At 33.3% G+C, this 20,750-nt stretch carries 13 protein-coding genes and 2 pseudogenes; 12 read left to right on the forward strand and 3 right to left on the reverse strand.

What is annotated here, in order from left to right; genetic code table 11:
- Positions 1 to 269 precede the first annotated feature (269 nt).
- The 4 genes and pseudogenes from ABXT67_RS12695 (at position 270) to ABXT67_RS12710 (ending at position 3,934) form a co-directional block, all read left to right on the forward strand.
- Entirely contained in the window at positions 270 to 986 is a 717-nt protein-coding gene (locus tag ABXT67_RS12695) for an SDR family NAD(P)-dependent oxidoreductase (RefSeq protein ID WP_415374419.1), read from the forward strand.
- A gap of 86 nt (positions 987 to 1,072) precedes the next feature.
- Entirely contained in the window at positions 1,073 to 1,801 is a 729-nt protein-coding gene (locus ABXT67_RS12700; RefSeq protein ID WP_415374420.1) for a hypothetical protein, read from the forward strand.
- A gap of 475 nt (positions 1,802 to 2,276) precedes the next feature.
- Positions 2,277 to 3,461, forward strand: a pseudogene (locus tag ABXT67_RS12705) (M28 family peptidase).
- A gap of 218 nt (positions 3,462 to 3,679) precedes the next feature.
- Complete coding sequence (locus ABXT67_RS12710) at positions 3,680 to 3,934, forward strand: ABC transporter substrate-binding protein (protein ID WP_415374421.1); 255 nt, start codon at positions 3,680 to 3,682, stop codon at positions 3,932 to 3,934.
- A gap of 597 nt (positions 3,935 to 4,531) precedes the next feature.
- Here ABXT67_RS12710 and ABXT67_RS12715 read toward each other — a convergent pair.
- On the reverse strand, positions 4,532 to 5,425 hold the full coding sequence (locus ABXT67_RS12715) for a T9SS type A sorting domain-containing protein (RefSeq protein WP_415374422.1): 894 nt from the start codon (positions 5,423 to 5,425) through the stop codon (positions 4,532 to 4,534).
- Positions 5,426 to 5,837: 412 nt separating this feature from the next.
- On the reverse strand, positions 5,838 to 7,007 hold the full coding sequence (locus ABXT67_RS12720; protein ID WP_415374423.1) for an MFS transporter: 1,170 nt from the start codon (positions 7,005 to 7,007) through the stop codon (positions 5,838 to 5,840).
- A gap of 488 nt (positions 7,008 to 7,495) precedes the next feature.
- On the opposite strand from ABXT67_RS12720, the gene ABXT67_RS12725 reads away from it, so the two are divergent.
- On the forward strand, positions 7,496 to 8,977 hold the full coding sequence (locus tag ABXT67_RS12725) for a carboxypeptidase-like regulatory domain-containing protein (protein WP_415374424.1): 1,482 nt from the start codon (positions 7,496 to 7,498) through the stop codon (positions 8,975 to 8,977).
- A 1,412-nt stretch (positions 8,978 to 10,389) separates the two neighbouring features.
- Here the strand turns inward: ABXT67_RS12725 and ABXT67_RS12730 are convergent.
- On the reverse strand, positions 10,390 to 13,575 hold the full coding sequence (locus tag ABXT67_RS12730) for an AsmA-like C-terminal region-containing protein (RefSeq protein ID WP_415374425.1): 3,186 nt from the start codon (positions 13,573 to 13,575) through the stop codon (positions 10,390 to 10,392).
- 1,061 nt (positions 13,576 to 14,636) lie between these two features.
- On the opposite strand from ABXT67_RS12730, the pseudogene ABXT67_RS12735 reads away from it, so the two are divergent.
- The 7 genes and pseudogenes from ABXT67_RS12735 to ABXT67_RS12765 form a co-directional block, all read left to right on the forward strand.
- Positions 14,637 to 14,987, forward strand: a pseudogene (locus ABXT67_RS12735) (hypothetical protein); the annotation flags it as partial.
- A gap of 350 nt (positions 14,988 to 15,337) precedes the next feature.
- Complete coding sequence (locus ABXT67_RS12740) at positions 15,338 to 15,697, forward strand: hypothetical protein (protein ID WP_415374426.1); 360 nt, start codon at positions 15,338 to 15,340, stop codon at positions 15,695 to 15,697.
- A gap of 154 nt (positions 15,698 to 15,851) precedes the next feature.
- Complete coding sequence (locus ABXT67_RS12745; protein ID WP_415374427.1) at positions 15,852 to 16,841, forward strand: WG repeat-containing protein; 990 nt, start codon at positions 15,852 to 15,854, stop codon at positions 16,839 to 16,841.
- A gap of 283 nt (positions 16,842 to 17,124) precedes the next feature.
- The gene (locus ABXT67_RS12750; protein ID WP_415374428.1) at positions 17,125 to 18,243 is read left to right on the forward strand and encodes a helix-turn-helix domain-containing protein; all 1,119 of its coding nucleotides are present in this window, start codon (positions 17,125 to 17,127) and stop codon (positions 18,241 to 18,243) included.
- A gap of 159 nt (positions 18,244 to 18,402) precedes the next feature.
- The gene (locus ABXT67_RS12755; RefSeq protein WP_415374429.1) at positions 18,403 to 18,945 is read left to right on the forward strand and encodes a porin family protein; all 543 of its coding nucleotides are present in this window, start codon (positions 18,403 to 18,405) and stop codon (positions 18,943 to 18,945) included.
- A gap of 73 nt (positions 18,946 to 19,018) precedes the next feature.
- Positions 19,019 to 19,450: a lipocalin family protein gene (locus ABXT67_RS12760; RefSeq protein ID WP_415374430.1), complete on the forward strand. Its 432-nt coding sequence runs from the start codon at positions 19,019 to 19,021 to the stop codon at positions 19,448 to 19,450.
- Positions 19,447 to 20,520, forward strand: a complete 1,074-nt coding sequence (locus ABXT67_RS12765; protein WP_415374431.1) for a hypothetical protein — start codon at positions 19,447 to 19,449, stop codon at positions 20,518 to 20,520. The genes ABXT67_RS12760 and ABXT67_RS12765 overlap by 4 nt, the downstream gene beginning before the upstream one ends.
- Positions 20,521 to 20,750 lie beyond the last annotated feature (230 nt).

Here is a 20,750-nt window from a genome sequence, read left to right on the forward strand (position 1 = left end):
TTTTGCAATTGCAAATACCTTTTTTAAGAGTTTTTGGTACACAGTAATTAGGGCTGCTTTTACGCTTAAATTTCTCTATTAAGTATCTTCTTGGTCGCACGCAAGCAACTACTATTCGTTCATAGTTTTTCCCTAAGTCTTATTATATTTACAGGCATTTATATTATTTAGAAGGAGTGCCCTTATTTAGTCTGACAAATTATATAAATCAAGTGCTTTTTGTGTTTCCTTAAATCCTAACCAATTAAATTTTCATTTATAATAATAGTATGATAGAGATTAAAGGCAAAAATGCGCTCATAACTGGATCAAGCCGAGGAGTTGGTCAACAGGTCGCACAAGGTTTGGCTAATTTAGGATGCAATATTATTGTACACGGAAGAACCCTTGAAAGATGCATTCAAACCCTGCAAAAGTTGGAGAAGTTTAACGTTAACGTCTATTGTGTATTTGGAGAATTATCTGATGAGTCACAAGTGGATGATTTGATAGAACAAGTGAAAAACATTAAAATTAGTGTTGATATTTTATATAATAATGCCGCTATCATGTCTCCCTATCGTCAGGACTTTTGGAGCCATAGTTTTGATGATTGGATGAGTAGTTTTAAAGTAAATGTTTATGCAATGTATAAATTGAGTGCCGCATTTATTCCACCCATGATAGAAAATGGTTTTGGACGGGTGGTTAATCTCACTTCTGGCATAAAAGAGGAGCCTGAACTTGCCCCTTATGGTGCTTCAAAATGCGCGGTCAATAAACTTACTGATGATATTGCAATTAAGCTGGATAAGACTAATGTTCGAATAAATATACTTGACCCTGGCTGGTTGCGGACTGATTTAGGGGGCTCCAACGCTGACCATGCGGTAGAAGAAGTTTTACCTGGAGCACTTGCCCCAATATTGATCGAAAATGACGGACCTAATGGTCATTTTTTTTCAGCAATTGATCATAATTTAAATATCGAAGACTTTAAGAATTGAATTTTATTACAGCTCAATAGCTTATAGTTAATCTACTAAAATGTTATGATTCAAATTAGGCAAATATAAAAAGAAGATACAATTAGATGAGCAGAGATAAAATTTTGGAGGAAATAATTGAAGGATATAGAAACGCTATTTATCAAAGATATCAATATCAAAATATTAAGGATCACTACGGCCTTCCCGAAACGATCACTGAGGAAACAGTTACAGAACTAAGGAATTATTTCCTGAATTACATGTATCCACCATTTAATAGGCGAGCAGAATTAAACGAGGCTTTTGAAAGTCTTGATAATTACATCAAGCATCCCCAAAAACTAGTACGAATTTTATTAGATGCTGTCAAACTAATCTTACGATATGGGAGACATCTACCCAAAATACTAACGGCAGGACTTGATGCCTTGAAATCGTTTAGAGCAGCATCAAATTTTGAAAATAACTTGGTGGAAGAAGCCATTAAAAATAACATAGTAGCGCCCTACAATCTTGCAACCATTAACAAGCTTATAAAGTTATTATCTCGTGCTGAAATTGAAAAATTTATCAACGATTCCCAATCTCTATTTGAAATCTTACACGATAAAGTAGTTATACAAAAAATTAAAGAGATTATTCAGTATTTAATCCTGGTCATGAGAGAGAAAGAAGAATCGTACTCACCAAGTCAAATTATAGGACTTGAAATAGGGCTTGAAATGTTAAGCGAAGGGGATAAACTTTTTAATCAATTAACAAAAGAAGATCAACTAAACTTGGTTAACTTGATCACAGAAATAGAAAAAGACAATCTAGATCATATTTTTTAGAGACAAGAAAACAGTACACACATTAATAGTTCTTAGATTATATTTCCTTTGGTGATAAGTTTTTCATTTTACATCATCAAAAGCAACCGCTCATCAATGATTCAATTATTCCCAAAAAAAATTCCTCAATAAAAACACAATTCACTATAAAAAGCATACACAAATGAAACAACGATTTTTATTGCTAACGTGTTTGAGCGCTTTTACAATTCTTGGTCAATCTGAAAGAGTAAAAGTAATTTAAACGGTTAATAAATCTGATATAGAGGGGCACATTTACTTTTTAGCTGACGATCTTTTAAAAGGACGCGCTACGGGCGCACCTGAGCTTAAGATTGCAGCCTATTACCTAGCAAACTCTTTTCGCCGTTATGGCGCACAACCAAACCCTAAAACTGGAACTTATTACCAAGATGTGAAGCTTAAAAAGGTTTCTCCACCTACGGAAGCTTCTATTGAAATTAATAATCAAAAAATGGAAGACTACGCTTTTGTTTTTTCAGCTCCTATTGACATAGAAGGAGGGGCTACATTCTTAAATTTTGGACTGGAAGACGATTATAAAAATAAAGATGTCAAAGGCAAAGTTATTATTATTAATGCAGGAAGTGCTGACATTGGAGATACTCGGGCTGCGTTTGGATTGCGGTCTAAAAAGCAACAATTAGCCAAAGAGAAAGGAGTAACAGCAATTATAGAGTTATTAGATGTAGGTGAAAATATTTGGAGTTTTATTGGTCATAATTTTAGTTCATCGCAATTGTTGCTTGCTGAAAATGAGGAAGGTGAAGAAGATAAAAGTTATGATGAACAAGCACCTCACATCTGGGTTTTAGATAAAGGCGGTGCAATGGCTGAACAATTGATTGCGTCTAAAAAAGCGAGTGCTAAAATTGCTATAGGGGAAGAGAAAGAAGAAATTGTGATCTCCCAGAATGTCATTGGTGTTATAGAAGGTACAGACCCAGTTCTTAAAAACGAATATATTATCTATTCTGCACACTATGATCATGTGGGTATAGGTACTCCAGATAAAACTGGCGATACGATTTATAATGGTGCAAGAGATAACGCAATTGGCACGACAACTGTTTTGAGTATGGCAGAAAATTTAGGTAAGTACCCTACAAAACGTTCGGCATTATTTATACTATTTACGGGTGAAGAAAAAGGTCTTTTAGGCAGTGAATTTTATGTTAAAAACCCGGCACTTCCATTAAAGTAGATGGTCTATTGCTTTAATAGTGATAATGGCGGCTATAACGATACTTCTTTAGTAACGATTATAGGATTACAAAGAACAACAGCAGCACAGAACATTAAAGATGCAGCAACCATATTTGGATTAACAGCAATTGATGATCCAGCACCAGAAGAAGGTTTATTTGACAGAAGCGATAATATACATTTTGCTAAAAAAGGAATTCCATCACCCACATTTTCATTAGGGTTTATTGCTTTTAATGACGACGTCACCAAGTATTACCACAAGCCAGGGGATGAAGCAGATACCTTAGATTATGATTATTTACTTAAATTTTTTAGAGCCTATGTACTATCTGGACGCAATATTGGTAATGATTCAAAAACACCAGTTTGGACCCTTGGTGACAAATATGAGGAAACGGGAAAGGCACTTTACGGGAACCAAGCATTTTAAAGAGAAGCACAATCAATAATTAAATTACTTTGTAAAATCCTATAACCTACAGTGGCCTACTTGGGGATAGTAGCCAATAGCTAGCAAGGCCTAAAAGCTTCGGTTTTTGCAGAACAATTTTCCAATATCACGTTTTTTTTAAATTTGGCAGACAATATGCTTACAGAAAGTTGTAAATACATATGCAACAATGTATTATTAGTAATTTTAAACTAAAAATGAGGACTTTAAAAATAGCATTAGACTGGATACCTAACATAAGCCATATAGGAATATTGGTTGCTAAACAATTGGGTTATTATCAAGAACAAGGAATTGAAATTTTAAATCCGTTAGTGGATAATTATCAAATAACTCCGCGCAAAAAGCTAGAGTTGGGTTTAGTAGCTTTTGCTATTCCACCGTTTGAGACTGTAATTTCCTGTCAAAAAAAAGTTTTGACTCATATTTCTATTAAAAAGCAATTAATGTAAGAGTAGTAGGCGACAGGTGAGTTTAATGGGAAAAATTTACACGCAACCACCTATCTCTATTCATTTGTTAATGAGTATCTATTGACATTTACAATCATTTTGAGCACTACTATTAGTATTGCAATTTTTAATTTACAAGGCAAGACAATTTTTAAAACAGGTGATTATTTACTAGCGAAACTGCAATGTTAATTGTTTCATTATTGATAGCACTGCTTTCTATTTATAGCTAACAAGATAAAATATAAGTGGAATACATATAACTTTTAAAATAGAGTTAATGTTATAACGGCTAACGAGAGGAATTAAAAATATCTAAGCAAAGTGAAAAACCAGCATATTTCCATCAAACTTTTGGAAGCAAAAAAAATCTGAAACGAACAGGTTGGCTTTTTTCAGGGTGATGTTGATGTGCCTTTTTTTTGGTCGAAGAAAACCTAAGCATCGAATTGACTTCTCAGCACTTTATAAACGAATTGCTGCTAATGAGTACATAGAGAAAGATACATTTATGTTACTATAGCGTACAAAAAATAACCTCCTGCTTACTATTTGTAAAACAGGAGGTTATTAGATGTGATAATGTACAGAATATTACTACTGCTTGATAAATTGTTTTGTTATTTTTTCTGTTTCCGTTTGGATAACAACTAAGTAAGTAGCGGTCCCCAAAGATGAAACATCAAGTGTTTTTTCAGTTCCCATTGCACTTACATCATTAGTTTGTAGCAAACGTCCACTAAGGTCGTAAATAGATACATTTTTTAAAGCTATAGATCGTGCATTGTTTAAAGTTAGTGTATTTAATGCTGGGTTAGGATATAATTTCAAGTTCTGAGCATTAAAAGTATTGTCATTAACACTTAAAGCAGCATCCTCATCGATGATTTTAACATTGTCAAAGAAAATATCAGCTACAGAACCCGTAGCTCCACCTATTGTAGAATTTAATTGTAGTGTAATACCACCACTAACATCTGGTCCAGCTACTGTACTGAATGAAAAACTTGTCCAGATATCAGGATCTACGTTAAGTGCTAAAGGACCTCCACCGAATAAAACAGCGGCAGATGTTCCACCTCCAGACAATTCTGAAAATAACTCAGCGAACGCAACTCCACCAACTTCTATTCTTCCACGAGCATCAAATGTAACAGTAATATTATGACCTGGCATCACTACACCTATACCGATATTAGCATTTTTAATAAGGCTAGCAGCAGTCGTCGAGGTATTGCTAATATTTGCAGCAAAAGCTCCTTCAGTAGGGTCAAATGCACCTACAACTTGTGTTCCTTCTTCAAATTGTTCCCATCCTGTAAAATCGCCTGTTTCAAACCCGCCATTCACGGCTAAATCAACTTGACCATAAACAAGGCTCATATTAAAAAATAAACAAATACTTAAAATGCTAAATATTTTTGAAACGTTTAATAGTTTGTTTGAAAATTTGCAATTCGAATCGCTTTTTAAAAGTGTAGTTTTTTTCATAGTAAATTATTTTATATTAGAGTAAAAATATTCAGATCTTACAATTTTAAAATCACTTTTAAATAGACAAGTCTGACTTATTGAAGTTTAAAAATATATGTATTCAGTTAATTCTCGCTAAACAAAGGCATATAAAAAACATACATACGAGTAAATTTCAATATTGTTGTTACTATTTATCCGCAATGGTTATAAGTAGTGGGTTAACGGACCAATAGAATAAGTGAGAAATAAAACTTAAACAAACTTAAAAAAAACGATGTTGTGGTTGTGTTGTAGTCATAAGAACCCTTTTAACTGTTTAAAAGACATTATGAATGTAACATAATTTTTTAGGTTATCAGCAGGGGTTTTAAGAATAAAGGTTAATGCCAATCAAAATTAATCTTCTTGCCGGTATTCTTTTTTTGAATTAATGGGTTTTATCCTTTCGGCTTAAAAGAAATACAACTAAACTAAAGGCCATACATATTGATATCAATAAAAAGATATAGCTCATAACTAAAGTACTCAAATTTGAAATAAAACCCAATAAAACAGGACCAATAAGAAACCCGATAAAACCTATTCCAGAAACAACTGAAATAGCAACAGAGGTATTAAGATGCTTTGTTTTACCAGCCAATCTAAAAATTTCAGGTATTATTACAGAAATCCCGAGACCTAAAACCCCAAAACCTAAAACACTGAGATAAAAGTTAGCGACTAATATTAAAGAATAGGCCACAAGTGCTACTATACAGCCATAACTTATCGTCCTGATTGCTCCTATTTTTTTACTTACACCATCTCCTAAAAATCTTCCTAAGGTCATCGCTAGCGAAAAAATCACAAAACCTAGACCCGCCTTGCTTTCTGAAACTTGAACAATATCAAACAAGAACAAATTACTCCAATGCTCAACAGCTCCTTCATTAAACATAATTATAAAAGCAATTACTGACAAACCTAAAACAGGCTTTATGTTTTTAAAGATATTGGTATTTTTGGCACTCTTTTCTTGTCTAGGTTCTATTATATCTTTGTAATTATCTGACAATAAATATGTTGTTAAAATTACGAATGAAGACATCAACAACATATGATAACTAGGATTTGAAAACCTTGTAATTAAAAAACTACCTATTCCTGCCCCAATAAATCCACCTAAACTAAAAAAACCGTGTGCCGCTGACATGAAATTTTGTTTATCGCTTTTTTCTATTATTGAAACCAAGGCATTCATTGAAGTAGCAGTAAATCCAGAAAAAATTCCTGTTAGAAATAGGCCAACACATAATAAAGTATAATTAGGAGCTAATAATGGGAAATTAAAAAGTAGGGCGAGAATAATGACCCCTATTTTAGTTGAGCGTCCTGTACCTATTTTTTTATTCAAATAGGGTACAAAGGGGATTGAAACAATTAAACCACATGCCGTAAAAAATAAGGCTAAACCAACTTGTGAATCGTTTAACCCAAATTTCATTTTAATATGTGGCAAATAAAGTATCCAAGTACCTATTAATATATTCATAGATGAAAACACCCATGAAACTGCAAAATATCTTACATTAGAAAGAATAACAAGTAAAGACTTCATTCACCTTTTTTTTGTCTGCAAATAAACAGTACCGTTCGGTTATTTACAAATTCATTTTCGAGAATTTTAAATGAATACAAAACGAATAGAACATTAAAATTATTAGTACAAATTGGTCTTGGTATGTCCCAAAGGCGGTGTGAGATTGATTTTGAGAAGAGCGTTACCTTTAGCGATTAGTGATCGTTTTTTACTTGTGTGTTTCTGACGTTCTTAACTGGTAGTGCCTAACGGGCTATAATTCTTTCATATATTTCTCTTGAATCCAATATATAAAACTTGTATTATTTTTATAACACATAAAATGAATTTTGATGTTTTTAGAAATAAATCCTGGTAAAATGATTGTTTGCTTGAAGCATAACGGTAAGTTTATTAAAAGAAATTTTAAAAGTTCTTGCAGAAGTAACAACTTTTACACTCACTCGTTTTCAATACGCAGGCAACCAACCCTTAATGAGTTGCGTCCATATAAAAAACAATCCGTCATGAGAATCTTTTTTGTCTTTTTAGTACTAAGTTTAGGAATCAACCAGTTAAGAAGTCAACACCTAACAGTGACTGTGGTCGACGCAAAGACAGGAGCGCCTATTCCCTTTGCTACCGTAGTCACAGGAAAGCATAGCGGGCTTATCACCAACGACGAGGGTGTGTTTGCGATTACCGAGCGGCAGCTGGTAAGTATCAAAGATTCTATTTTTATTTCTTCTATGGGTTACGAAAAAGTAGGGCTATGGCAACCCAGAGGGGAAACCACTATCTCTTTAGTACCTAAAACCTTTGAGTTGGCGGAAGTGTTTCTAAATGCGAACCCACTAACTGCTACCGAAGTCATTGAAAAAGTGAAAGAAAACACGCTTGCAAATTATACCATTACCCCATCTAAGAAGAAAATCTTTTTTAGACAGAGCGATCTTAACATCATGACTAAGGTTGATTTCGGATTTAAAAAGTCATCTATCGACGAACTAAATGAAGAACTTTTCGATGAGATTGCTGCTTCTATACCTAGAAAATCTATGTATTACAAGGAAGCTGTAGGGGACTTTTATGGTGATTATAACTCGAACAAACTGCATATCGATAAGGCAGCCGAGCTGTACGATAAGAATAAGGATATATCTATGGACGGGCTTTCAGATAGGTTAGAACGAATTTTTAAAGAGAATGTAAAACCAGATTCCTATTTAAAAATACGTTCGGGACTTATCGGCACCAAGATCGAATTAGATTCCATTTCAAATGAAAATAAAGAAGAGACCGCCATTATAAAAGCTGAAATTGACACGCCTGAAAAAACTGGTTTTCAGGCTGATCTTAAAGATCGCATTTCTGAACTTTTCGAACAGCTATTTTTTAATGAAGATTCTGAGTTGGACATTCTGGAGAAATCCAACCGTTACGAGTTTACGCATAAAGATTACACTTTTATAGATGATTCGGCAGTGTACATTATAGGTTTTGAGCCCAAGGGGAAGAAAAAATTTAAGGGCGTACTCTATGTAAACGCACAAGACTATGCCGTTATGCGTTTGGAGTTTGAAAATGTCCGTCCGTTGAACAAATTTGGTATGCTGGGCATTAGCTACAGCCGTTCTGTATTTAAAGGAAAGATGTTGTTTGCCAAAGAAAGCAAAGGGGGCTATGGAGTTAGTTATATGGAATTGGAAGACGGGATTACTTTTGGCGTGGATAGACCGCTTAATGTCATTGAAAAGAACAAACATGTTAAAGGCAGACGCAAGCAGAACGAGTTGGCACTTCACTTAGATATTGGTACTACCAATATTAGCAAGTATGAGTTGGTGGTGTTTTCTTCAGAAAATATTTCGGATGATGATTTCAAACAAGCCTCAGAAAACCCAGACGTGAAACCCAGTTATTTATCTAAGTATGATCCTGATTTCTGGAAGGAGTATACGATTATGGAGCCCAATGCTGCCATTCAGGCTTTTGAGGTTTTAGAGTAATCTCGCCTGTGGACCTCCCGTTAATGCAAATTATATATTTTATTAGTAAACAAATTAAAATAGGCTGCTTTATTATCTGGAGGTAGCTGTACGTCCATAATCCGATAATAACGTTCTTGCAATGATTCTATCAATATTTTTAGATCTTCTTTGGTGTTATATATGTTGGATTTGAATAGTTTATAAAGCATTTTATGATAATCAATTCATAAATATTGGGCATATAAAAAGACGGTTAAGGGTTAATTTAACCACATATACTCATTACTAGGTTATCACTTACCCATAAAGTTTTATGGATTTCCTTCGGGTTTATTTTTTTGGTTAATTTAGTTCTATTCCCCTATGGATTATAGGCAATGGTGTATATTCCATAGGTTTGAACCTCTCCTAAAAGTTGGTGAATCAATTATTACCAAAGCTAGACTACAGTCCCTTTTTTTAATTTGAGAGGGCACAAAAAAAACATAAATCATACAAAATGAGTATATTGCATTTGTAAAATAGTTGGATTACGCAATCGTTTCGCAAACGATTTTCACCAAATAGAACATGCTTTTAACCTTAGCATGATTTTAAAAAAATGAAACGACAGACTCAATTTTTGGAAAAGAACGTATCAGGAAAAAAAGTTTTAAGACTTTTTATTCTAACCAATGCGGTTTACGCCTTTATGCTGATCGTTACGATTCCCAAAACTATGGAATTCTCCAAAGGAATGAGATTGTTAGATATGATGCCAATGGGATATGACTTGAATTATGTTAGCGAATTATTCAAGTCCCTCGGAGAGATTGGACGCGAGACTTATCTAACAAACCAGATACCTGTGGATATGATTTATCCGCTACTTTTCGGTCTGACTTACTGTTTGCTTTTGGCATATTTTCTAAAAAAACTTAACAAGCTCAATTCCCCATTTAGGTATCTATGCTAAACACCTATAATTGCGGGAATAGTAGATTATTTCGAGAATTTCGGAATTATCACAATGTTAAATAACTACCCTTATTTGACAGAGATCTCGGTAAAAACAACCAACACCTTTTCGCTGATAAAAAGTACTTCGACAACTGCATTTTTTATTGTCTTAATTATTACGCTACTCCTGCTTGGAGTTAAAACAATTAAAGAAAGACAAACAATTGCCAATTGAGTAGACCGCTTTCCCCATAATTGATCAGGGTGCGCCGCTCACAAAACAGTGTCCTTCGACAAGTTAAGGATAAACCAAGCAGCGCTCGTATACAACGCCTCAATAATGTTGCGCATCGATTGTAATATACAGTCAAAGTCAAAAACCCTTTCATCTTTTGCCATTTTAGGATAATGGCATTTTATGAATTTGATTTTACGCTACTACTCATACTCCCATCTTTAAAAATGGCGTTATGAATATGTTTAAGAGCTAGTTACCTTTTATCTTTTTTAACTTTTATGTCGTAGTCGTCCAAGGTGCCTTTTATATTGAGGTTTAAGTATCTGACTTTCTTTTCAGAATTAAGTTTTACGATCTCATCTTCTGTTGTAGCATCCTTTTCTTTTGTGCCAAATATTTTATTTCGAGTTGCTTTCATTACTGCGCTCAAAGGGATACGAACATAATAGTCAATTTCATTATTTTTATCCTGTGTTCCAGAAATATCCATATGCCCTAAAGTGGATTCTATAGTCATATTAGGAATTGTTATGGTGCCGTTGATAATATCCACGTGGTTTTGAAGCGTGTCAAATTTAATTTTAGTTAAGTCTTTATCTCCAAAATAATCAGAGATCATCAGAACCGGATCGTAATTTTCTATACGACCCTTCAAAATTTGTGCATCTAAATGTACTTCCGATTGATCGAGATCAGCCACAAAATCCGGATACACACGTATTTTTCCAGTAATATTAGCATTTAGCTTGCCGTGTAGGTTTTCTGAAAGAATAACGTCTTGTCCAAAATTTTCAAATTTAAATAAAAGCTTGTCTAAGTCAACGTTGGCTATTTCCAAGTTGGGTTCAAAGAAGATATGTTCTGGATCGCTACCATTAAAATAACCATTCAAAGCAATGTGTCCTCCAGCGGCATCTAAGCTAATAGTATCAAGGTAGATATGGTGATCTTTGGTTGTGCGCAGTTGGCCTGTAATATCTTTCAAATCAAGCCTGTGATATATAAAATGTCCAACGTCAAAACTGAATTGCATATCAGTGAAAGGTAACTTGTATATGTTAAATGCTTCTGCATGTTCGGGCACATCTTCGCTTTTGTTCTTGGGTACTGGTTTGCCATTAGATTGACTGGCTGCTTTGGTATTGTAATTTGAAAGTGCATCAAAATCAATATAATCTGATTTTAGACTGAATGAATTGTCTCTTTTCTTAATAGAATTGTCTTCTCCAAGATAATAATTCATATCAATTTCAAATTTGGTGCGCCCCATTTTCCCTTTAAAGTTTTGAACCATTAGGTGGTCATCTTCATATTGAAACAGACCTTTAAAGTTCTCAAAGCGCAAAGGGTGGACGTGCATCGTACCTTCGAATTTATCGAGCTGAACCTTCATGCTGCGCAGTGCATTGGTTTCGTAATGTAGGGTACTTTCCATATGTAGTTCTAAGTCTTCTATTTCTTCATGGCGGTAATCCTCTGGCACATAATTCTCGCCTTGGTATGAAAACAGGTTATCAAATTTCAATAAATTTGATTTTAGGGTGAGGTCAAAATTAATGTCACCATTCAATTCATCTTGCATCCATGAGCTATAATCGTATATTAATCCGTTGATGTGAAAATCAGATTCGTCAACAAAACCAGAAAAATCTACAACATTCAAATCATCCTCTTTTACTAAAACATCCGCATGAAAATCATGCAGTGTGTGTGGGTAATGTTTTAAATCTGCGTAGAGACTGTCAATAAAAAACTCCCCTTTGGGCAAGTGCTTAAATTCTGTAAATGCATCTCCTAGGGCATTGAATGAAAAAGCAAGACGGAGATTCTCTATTCGCTCATTCACCCCCAGGCTATCTGCTTCAGAGTAGTTGGTGAGCTCTGCAATATCCAAAACATCAGACTTAATTTCTAACTGTGCACTCACCATTTTTTTTCTATGATGAACAATAGCGGGCAAATCTGATAGCGATCCTGTAATGGACAGATTAGAATTGCCCAGTGATATATTGAACTTATTTAGTTGCGCTTGTTTTCCATTCATTACTAAATGGACATCTAAATCTTTTAATGGAGCTGAGAGCTCGTTGGAGCTAACCGTTAGGTCTTCGATTTTAAGTTCCGCATAATAAGCTTGATTTAGATCATTCAATGCTTTTTGAGGATTATTTAAATCAATAATATCGTGAAACTTCAGCTTCATTTCTACGCTGCCTTTTGCATCTTTTACCTCAGTCAGATTCAAAAAACTAACAATAAAAGGAATGTCAAAATCTGCATCTAGCTGCATGTCAATTTCGGGTGCTTCAAAATTTTTCACTTGTATGTTTCCCACAAAATTTCCTTTCTCAAGAGTAGCGGTAATATCAGCCAGAGAAAATTCCATAGTTTGCAAATTTCTAGCTTCCCCATTGGTAAAATGACCTGAGAAGCCCATTTCATCAATTCTTTTATTTACTGCAAAATTTTCTAGGTACGCTTCTGAAGCACCAAAGCGGGCATCTATAAAGGGCTGTCTTCCTTTAGTTATGGGTCCTTGAAGTGTGGCGTTAAAATAAATATTGCCAGCGTTTTCGTAGCGTTCTAAAACGGGAATTAGCGCTGTGGGGGCAAAGGCAATAAACATATCAAAACTAGGTTTTGTTCCGCTCACTGCAATATCCACTGTCATATCATTCTTGGTGTCTACAGTTCCACGAAGCTGAAAGTCACCGTGCTCCATCCTTATGCCTGAAGGTTCAAAGACAAGCAAACCATTTTTATTATTATAAACCAGATCTGTATGAAATTCGAAATGTTTGTTCTTAAAATAGGTCGTGTCACCGTTGTCAATAACATTGAGTTCAAAGGCACTGTCTACGTGTGCTGCGATTTGGTCATTGCGATTATTAAAACCTCCTTTAGCCCAATAAATAAGGGTTTCTATATCCATATTAGTGGCTTCTTCGCGCTGGTGGATGTCTAAGTTCTTTAGTTTTATTTTTTGTAAATGAATATCTAAAGGCCTTTCATCCCCATTTTCAGCAGAAGAGGCTAAGGCATTGTCAAGATTTGTTATTCCATCAGTATGGAGTACTAAATCAAAAAAACCATCTTCAATAATTAATGAGTGAAGGTCATAATAGCCACCTGCGATATCCCACAGATTAAACCCTATATAAATAGTAGCAACCTCTAAAATAACAGCGGCGTTAGGTTCTTTGCTTTCGTGCACCGTAACATCATCGAATTTAATAGAAATATCTGGAAAGCTCGCAAAAGGGGCTAGATGGGAATCACTGATAGTGATTTTTCCTTTATATGTGGTGTTAAGCGTAGCGATTTGAGATTGTACAATGGCATCTTGTTTTTCAAAAGCAATCAACAAAATAGCAGCAAAAACTACGAGAGGGATTACCAATACCCACAATACCATACGCTTTAAAAATTTTGTTTTCATACCCTAGCGCTATTGATTTATAGTGATAAATAAATACCTCAATAAGAACGGTCTAGAATGTTTTGTTCTAAAATCGGCTGACCATTTTTCATTTAAACTTTGTCCATTTACGGAATTAAAAATCATCTCCAATACTGTTAATAATGTTGTTTTCTAAGATGCACCGCAACTCGTTATGTGTTTACCTTTAATATAGTTATCTCACTTATGATAACATTGAGAAGTCATCTTAGTTTCCCCGTAAAGTTACTTCTTTGCAGCAATATCCAAAGCTACTTTTTTTTTTTTTTTTGTCCTATCAATTAAAAGATTAGATAAACATAATTGTTGTAAATCAAACTTTTAACTGCTAGTATTCTTTATTTTTAAAGCACTATCTAGTGACAATAACGCTATTTCTTTGTTGCTAGACAAACTTTTTGTTAGATCACATTTAGTCCATTATTATCTTTTGTTTTAAGATGATCAATTCGTTGGTATGAAGTGTAATAAAACCAATAAAAGTAAACTGAACATTTTGTTAATGGGGCTTAAGCCTATGCTCCGTTAATGAGTACTGATAGCTGCCGGAAGGAATTCGGGATCCCTTCAGGCGGAGATGAATTCTCTAATTTGATTCATAAGCAACACTTTAGACCGCTAGCAATCCTTTTATATTGGTTTGGTGTTCAAAAAAAGAGAGGCTTTGTGTTCGCTAGATTAGTACCAATTGAAAAAGCAAGTTTATTAAAAAGATCTTGAATGCTAAGTTATTTTGTAAGCATTGACTTGGCTAAATGTGTTCGTTATATTTTTGCAAGACACCTATTTTAAACCAGTTCATATTTCTACAAGAACGGTGGCTATTCGTAATAAACCGGGCAGCGTCCTTTGGAAACTTTTCTAAAATGAAATATGTTGCTATCTATTTTAGTTATATCCCCAATGATGATATATAATTGTTAGCAAATATTAAAAAGAAAAAATCGTGAGAAAAATTAAAGTGATTATGTTATTAATGATTTTTGGTTTAAACTTAAATGCTCAATCTGACACTGACATAACTATTAACTCCAAAATCTTATGAAGATTCTGATAGTAAAACTTACCCACTAATATTAGTCTTAGATTCAGAAAATACTTTTTATTTTACTGCAGGAAATACTGAAATAATGTATGACCCAGACCCAGACTTTGAAATAATTCCAGAAACAATTATTGCCGGTATTTATCAAAATTATTCAATGGACGAAACAACATACAATCTAATAAGAGGTAAAGATGCAATGTGGAATAAAGATACAGGTATGTTCTCTAAAAACAGTAAACTATTTAATGGTTTTATAACTGAAGAACTACTTCCCTATTTAAAATCTAATTATAAAATTGGCGAGTTTAGTGCTATTTTAGGTGGGTCACTTACTGCATCATAAATAAGTAGTATGATACTCGAAAACGATCATTATTTTGACGCTTAAATTTATTAAGTCCTAATGGGATAAATTTTGACAAAACACTTTTTGGTACTATAGAAAAAGGTGCTCAAAAAAAGTTTGTTTATTTATCTACCTCTGAATATGATTTACTCGATCACAGAAAATCAATTAAAGCATTACAATCAAAATATTCTTCAAATCAATCTTTTAAAAATATTGAGTATAAATTTAATGATTTTAAAGAAGAAAGTCATACTTCACTTGTTAATCGCTCAATTCCTTATGCAATAAAACATATTTTCAGTTTTTATAAACCAGTAAATAATATTGATTTAGAAAATTTTATTTTGAGTACTGATAAAATGCAGTTCATTAAAAATGTATCTGAAACTTCTAATAGTTTCTATGGTACAAACCGAACCTTTACCGATTTAGATTTTGAAGACTTAGCAAATTTGGCGATTGAAGAGCAAAATTGGCTAGCACTAAAAGAACTCTCTGAAATAAATACAAAGCTTTTCCCAGATTTACAAACTGGATATTTTTCAAGAGCGGTTTTTGAAGAAAACTACAATAAAGACCTAAAAACCGCATTGGAACATTATAAGTTAAGTTACGAAAATATAGCAAAAGGAATACGAAATGATAGCAGACGATATTGGCTTGATGAAATCAAAAGAGTTGAAAAACTACTTTTGGAAAAATAACATTTGCTAACACCGTATAAAACTAATTAATCCTTTTAACTCACTTGGGAAATTCCTTGAGATTTTCACCGTTCGTATTTTATTTAGTATTTCTTTTGCTTAAAATACGCAGCTAACCTTATATAAATATGTTGGCGTTCGTAAAAAAAAAACTATGAAGACAATATTTTTAATACCTCTTATAGGACTTTTTACTATTAACTGCTTCTCTCAAGAAATTTCAGCAAAAGAGATTCGCAAAAAAATGAAAGCCAAAGAGGTGGTTTTGCGTGATTATTATGGAGAAGAAATGGTATTAGCCAAAATGGAAAGCACAAAAAAATGGGGACTGTACACCGTTTATTCTGGTATGGATATTGAAGACTTCTCATTTGAAGAATTTATTTCGCCAAAATTTGATTCACTAAGCTTTTTTGAACCAGAAGCACGGTTTCAAATCGTAAAGCAGAATGATAAATACGGTATTCTTTTACTCCCTTTTGAAATTGAAGATGCTGGTGATAGAGTGCATTGTAAATTTGATAAAATCATCCATAAAAACATCAATGGAGAAGATTATATACTCGTTAAGAAAGGTAATAAGTGGGGTTTAATCAATTGGTTTGATTTGTTTTATATTATAGACCCAATATTTGACACCCCAGAGGAAGTCCCATTGGTTAGAATGGGGAGTCGGATGTTAGAAACCTTTAAACGAGCAAAAAGAAGTTTGAAAGCCGACCTTGTTATTTTTGATCCTAATAACGGAGATGGTGCTTTAAAAGCACGAAGCAAAAAAACTAAAAAGTGGGGGATGTACCAATTCTTAGATGATCAGAAAAAAGAGTTAATCCCAATGCAATACGATAGCCTAAACTTTTACTCCTTCAATGGAAAGTACACTGCTGTATATAATAATGAAAAAGTAGGCTTTTATCTCTCTTATTGGAGTTATGATGAGCAAGCCAAGCAAACTGTGGATTGCAAATATGAAGATTACAAATGTTTTGATGCCGATGGTGTTTCAAAACTCGCTGTAAAGAAAGATGGCAAATGGGGCTGGGTTGATTGGCTTACGGGAAAAGAAAAAAGTGAGTTTATATTCAACAGTCCTGATGAGTTGCCTTATCCACATTACAAACAAAATTATTGGTTTGATGAGTAGAAATATACCTATATTATATTTTAAATTTATGGGGCAGTGGTCCGTCGGGGGGGCTTATTTCGAAGAAAGGATAATAATAAAAATTTAAAAATTAGGCTTGTGTTTCATCAGATTAATAACGGCTTATTTTTAGCGCTGCTTTTTCATATATAAAGCGTTGTAACCAGCTCTTGCCTAGTGAAAAAGCTCAAAATATTCGCAGTTCTTCCTTTGCTTATAAGCGATTAGAATAAAAACCAAAATTTCGCTCTATTTTTTAAAATCAAATTTTTATTTTTACAGGATGAATGTTTTAAGTGTTTTTCCTGTGTTAAGTGTCATTTTTGGATTGGTCTTAATCGTTTTTATTCTATTCAATAAATTTGGACTAGGAAACGATAAAAAGATACGATATGTTTTATCTTCCTTAGTTTTTATTTATGTGGTTACGGCATTAGACTACCATCTTTCCATCAATAACCAAATACCTGCAACCTATTCGGGAGTCACCTACTTTTTCTATCATTTTACCGGATTGTTATTTTACTATTTCATCGCTCTTTATACCAAATCTGAAATAAATATAAAAAAATGGGTGCCTGTCGTTGTTGGTTATACCTTGGTCAGAATTTTAGTATTCCTTCCTTTTGATCACGATCAAAATTTACAAGATTTTGTGGAAGTATTGGAGACTTCAAACTACGGAGTATTTGTTTTAGTGGAATATATTTTAGTAAGTGCTATCAATATTGCGCTTATGTTTCTTGCCTATAAGAAATTAAAAAAGGCTCCATTACTCATTGAATTAAATGAAAGTGAAAAAAACCTTTATAAGTGGATTAAGATTATCATCGCTGCAATTGTGCTCATGCAAATTGTAGTTTTTGCGACCACAATTCTAGGCAGTTTGGATATTGGTCATTTTAACCTTTATCTAAAATTTGAAACACTTATCTATTCGATATTCTTCTTCATATTCGCATTTTCTATCATGCATTTTCCTGTATTTGCTTATTCTGGAAATTTTGAAGATTTATCCACCTCTACTATTGAGAAATATGCAAAGTCATCGTTATCTGATTCTTCAGATCTTTTTGAGAAAATAAAGGCCATCGTAAATAAGGAAAAGATGTACTTAGACTTCGATTTAAAATTGAATACCGTTGCTACCAAGTTAGATCACTCCATTCATCATATATCACAGGCCATCAATCAGAACGCAAAAATGAGTTTTCCTGACTTTATCAGTAGCTTTAGAATTGAAGAAGCCAAAAAGAAACTCATGGAGCTTAAACCAGATACAATATTTGCGATTTCCTTAGACGTAGGTTTTAATAGCAAGGCTGCTTTTTACACTGCTTTCAAAAAAAGTACACAAATGACTCCTACCGAATTTAAAAAACTTCATAATTCTTTAGATTGATGTAACTTACTGGTTTTATTGATGTTAATCCTATAAAAAGTGTCTTCCCGATAAAGGAAGACACTTTTTTTGTTTGGTATTATAGGGAGACACCATTAAAACACCTTGTGAAATTACTTTTGTCCAAAATAATTTATAAATCTATAAAATTTAAGAACAATGATTACAATTACAAAAATAATAATGACAATAGCCCTTATAGTAATGGCTAGTATTACAATCAACGCTCAATCCAATATGGAATTTGGTATTAAAGGAGGAACGAATATTACAAAATTAAAAAATGGTGATGGGAAAGTAAATATAGGTGTAGTTGCCGGAGTTTTTGCTGAATTTAAAGTGTCAGAAAGATTCTCTATTCGTCCTGAAGTTTTATTTTCAACTCGGAATATTAAGGTAGGCTCTGGAAAAGAAAATCTAGGCTATATTAATGTACCATTACTTGCTAAATTTTATTTTTTAGAAAAGTTTAGTGTTGAAGCAGGATCGCAATTTGGATATCTCATGATTAAAGAAGATGGTAGTCTCAATAAAACCGACTACAGAGAGATTGAATTGGGTGCTGTCTTTGGAGCCAGTTACCGTATAACAGAACACCTGGAAGGTGGTGTACGTTATAACCTAGGGGTAAGAAATTTGACAAAGTCAGGTGGTGACATTAAAAATTCTTCCTTACAATTTACGCTCTCTTACGGATTTTAAAACTGAATATAATATAAAGAATTCCTCAAGTTTTAAATGAGGAATTCTTTTAAACTAACTTAATATTCTTAAAATGTTTAAAATTAAAGAAAGAATCAAAGGACACAATATTGCTTATAAACTGTTTTTGTTTATGGCTATCATCATTGGTAATAGTGGATATGCTCAGGATGATAAAACAACGCCTTTAATAAATATTTGGCACCTCGACAACTATGATATGGGTGGTCAAGAATACGGACCCAAGAAAAAGGAAAAAGACGATTATATTTTTTTTAAAGAGGACATGACTTATACTTCAAAATCAGAAGGTAAAGAAGAAGCAGGAACTTATATACTAAATAATAACGGTGCTTATATCTTAATGAGTGATAAAAATGGTGAAACTATAAAGGCCTATATCATTTCAATATCAAAGAAATCCTTAGTACTAAAGTATGATATTAATGAAATTAGAAATATCGAAGTACATTATAACAGTCCAAATCAAACCCATAAGCTATGAAAACATTTATTAGTATTTTATTTATTCTTTTTATTTGTAGTTCATCTTTTTCGCAGAAAACTATAGATTTAAAAAAGGTCTCATTCGAGATTAAGAACCAGAATTTTTATATCGACAGCATCATAGATAATCGTCAAGTGCTTCATCTTGGAGTTATAGAAGATGATTTTAATAATAAAGAAACCCTGCGTTTTGAGAATGACATTACAACAACAATCAAGCACTTTATGCATGCTGCTCTGCCTAAAACAGATGACCAGGTTCCCGTAACTTTAGGGATTAACAAATTAACAATTGAAGAAGCACAAACAAGTATTGATAAGAGAACTGCAAGGGTATATGTCGAACTCTATTTCTATGCAGAAAACGGAGAAGAACTTCATAAAGTAGCTCATTTTGAAGATCAGGTTTTTCCAGTTTCTAATGTAACAGAAATCTACGAAACCCACGAACAAAGAATCCGAGCAGCATTGGAATATTGCTTATGGAGCTTCATTAATACACAAAAGGCAAATACAACCAATAGTTTGATAAAAGATGGTATGCCAGATACTGAAGGTTCTACTCAGGAAGCATCTGCTATTGAAACCTATGTTCCTTTGGGCAAGTGGTTCAATATGCTAACATTCAAAAGAATGACAGATAGACATAATGAGGGTTGGAACGTTTCATATACTGGATTTTCAGATCACGAAAAAGACTTCATTATTCCTTTTGTAATAGGCTATGGTCAATCTAGCGCTAAATCAGATGCAGTAAAAGAGCGTGGGTATAATTCTGTCGATTCGTATGCCTTAGGTTTCGGATTCAATGGCTTTATCAAAATAATACCTGGTATCTATGCGGATCTTGGTCTAAATGTACCTATAGGAATGGAAGTGTTAAGAGATTTAGAAAACAAAAAATCAAATAATTTTTTAATAGGTCTTCGTGCTAACCAAGGAGTGAAAATAATCCCCTGGAAAGATTTTGGAGTCGTAATAGGTGCCGGTTTCTTTCAACAATGGCAAACATCTAAAGTAATAAATAGAAATTATGGGTTTGCATTGGAATTGGGAATTAATTTTTAATTGAACTTTATCACAGAACCCATAAACCATAATTACACAACTAAAATTTAAAAAGCCATAATATAAGTTTTACGCGATTAATATCGATGTTTGAAGGGTCTCAAATAATGAATTTCATTGGCTATTTTTTATTTTCAATATTAGCTTAATTTTGATTGAGACATTGACAGATTTAATCACTTCAAAAAAAAGAAGATGGAAAGATACAGGTGCTAATTTTTTAATTTTTA

The sequence above is a fragment of the Patiriisocius sp. Uisw_017 genome (assembly GCF_047731265.1).
Taxonomy (GTDB): domain Bacteria; phylum Bacteroidota; class Bacteroidia; order Flavobacteriales; family Flavobacteriaceae; genus Patiriisocius.

Bases quoted from the DNA above. Each gene is read 5' to 3' on its own strand.
- ABXT67_RS12695 (WP_415374419.1), top strand. From the start codon at position 270: ATGATAGAGATTAAAGGCAAAAATGCGCTCATAACTGGATCAAGCCGA.
- ABXT67_RS12700 (WP_415374420.1), top strand. From the start codon at position 1,073: ATGAGCAGAGATAAAATTTTGGAGGAAATAATTGAAGGATATAGAAAC.
- ABXT67_RS12710 (WP_415374421.1), top strand. From the start codon at position 3,680: ATGAGGACTTTAAAAATAGCATTAGACTGGATACCTAACATAAGCCAT.
- ABXT67_RS12715 (WP_415374422.1), bottom strand. From the start codon at position 5,425: ATGAAAAAAACTACACTTTTAAAAAGCGATTCGAATTGCAAATTTTCA.
- ABXT67_RS12720 (WP_415374423.1), bottom strand. From the start codon at position 7,007: ATGAAGTCTTTACTTGTTATTCTTTCTAATGTAAGATATTTTGCAGTT.
- ABXT67_RS12725 (WP_415374424.1), top strand. From the start codon at position 7,496: ATGAGAATCTTTTTTGTCTTTTTAGTACTAAGTTTAGGAATCAACCAG.
- ABXT67_RS12730 (WP_415374425.1), bottom strand. From the start codon at position 13,575: ATGAAAACAAAATTTTTAAAGCGTATGGTATTGTGGGTATTGGTAATC.
- ABXT67_RS12745 (WP_415374427.1), top strand. From the start codon at position 15,852: ATGAAGACAATATTTTTAATACCTCTTATAGGACTTTTTACTATTAAC.
- ABXT67_RS12750 (WP_415374428.1), top strand. From the start codon at position 17,125: ATGAATGTTTTAAGTGTTTTTCCTGTGTTAAGTGTCATTTTTGGATTG.
- ABXT67_RS12755 (WP_415374429.1), top strand. From the start codon at position 18,403: ATGATTACAATTACAAAAATAATAATGACAATAGCCCTTATAGTAATG.
- ABXT67_RS12760 (WP_415374430.1), top strand. From the start codon at position 19,019: ATGTTTAAAATTAAAGAAAGAATCAAAGGACACAATATTGCTTATAAA.
- ABXT67_RS12765 (WP_415374431.1), top strand. From the start codon at position 19,447: ATGAAAACATTTATTAGTATTTTATTTATTCTTTTTATTTGTAGTTCA.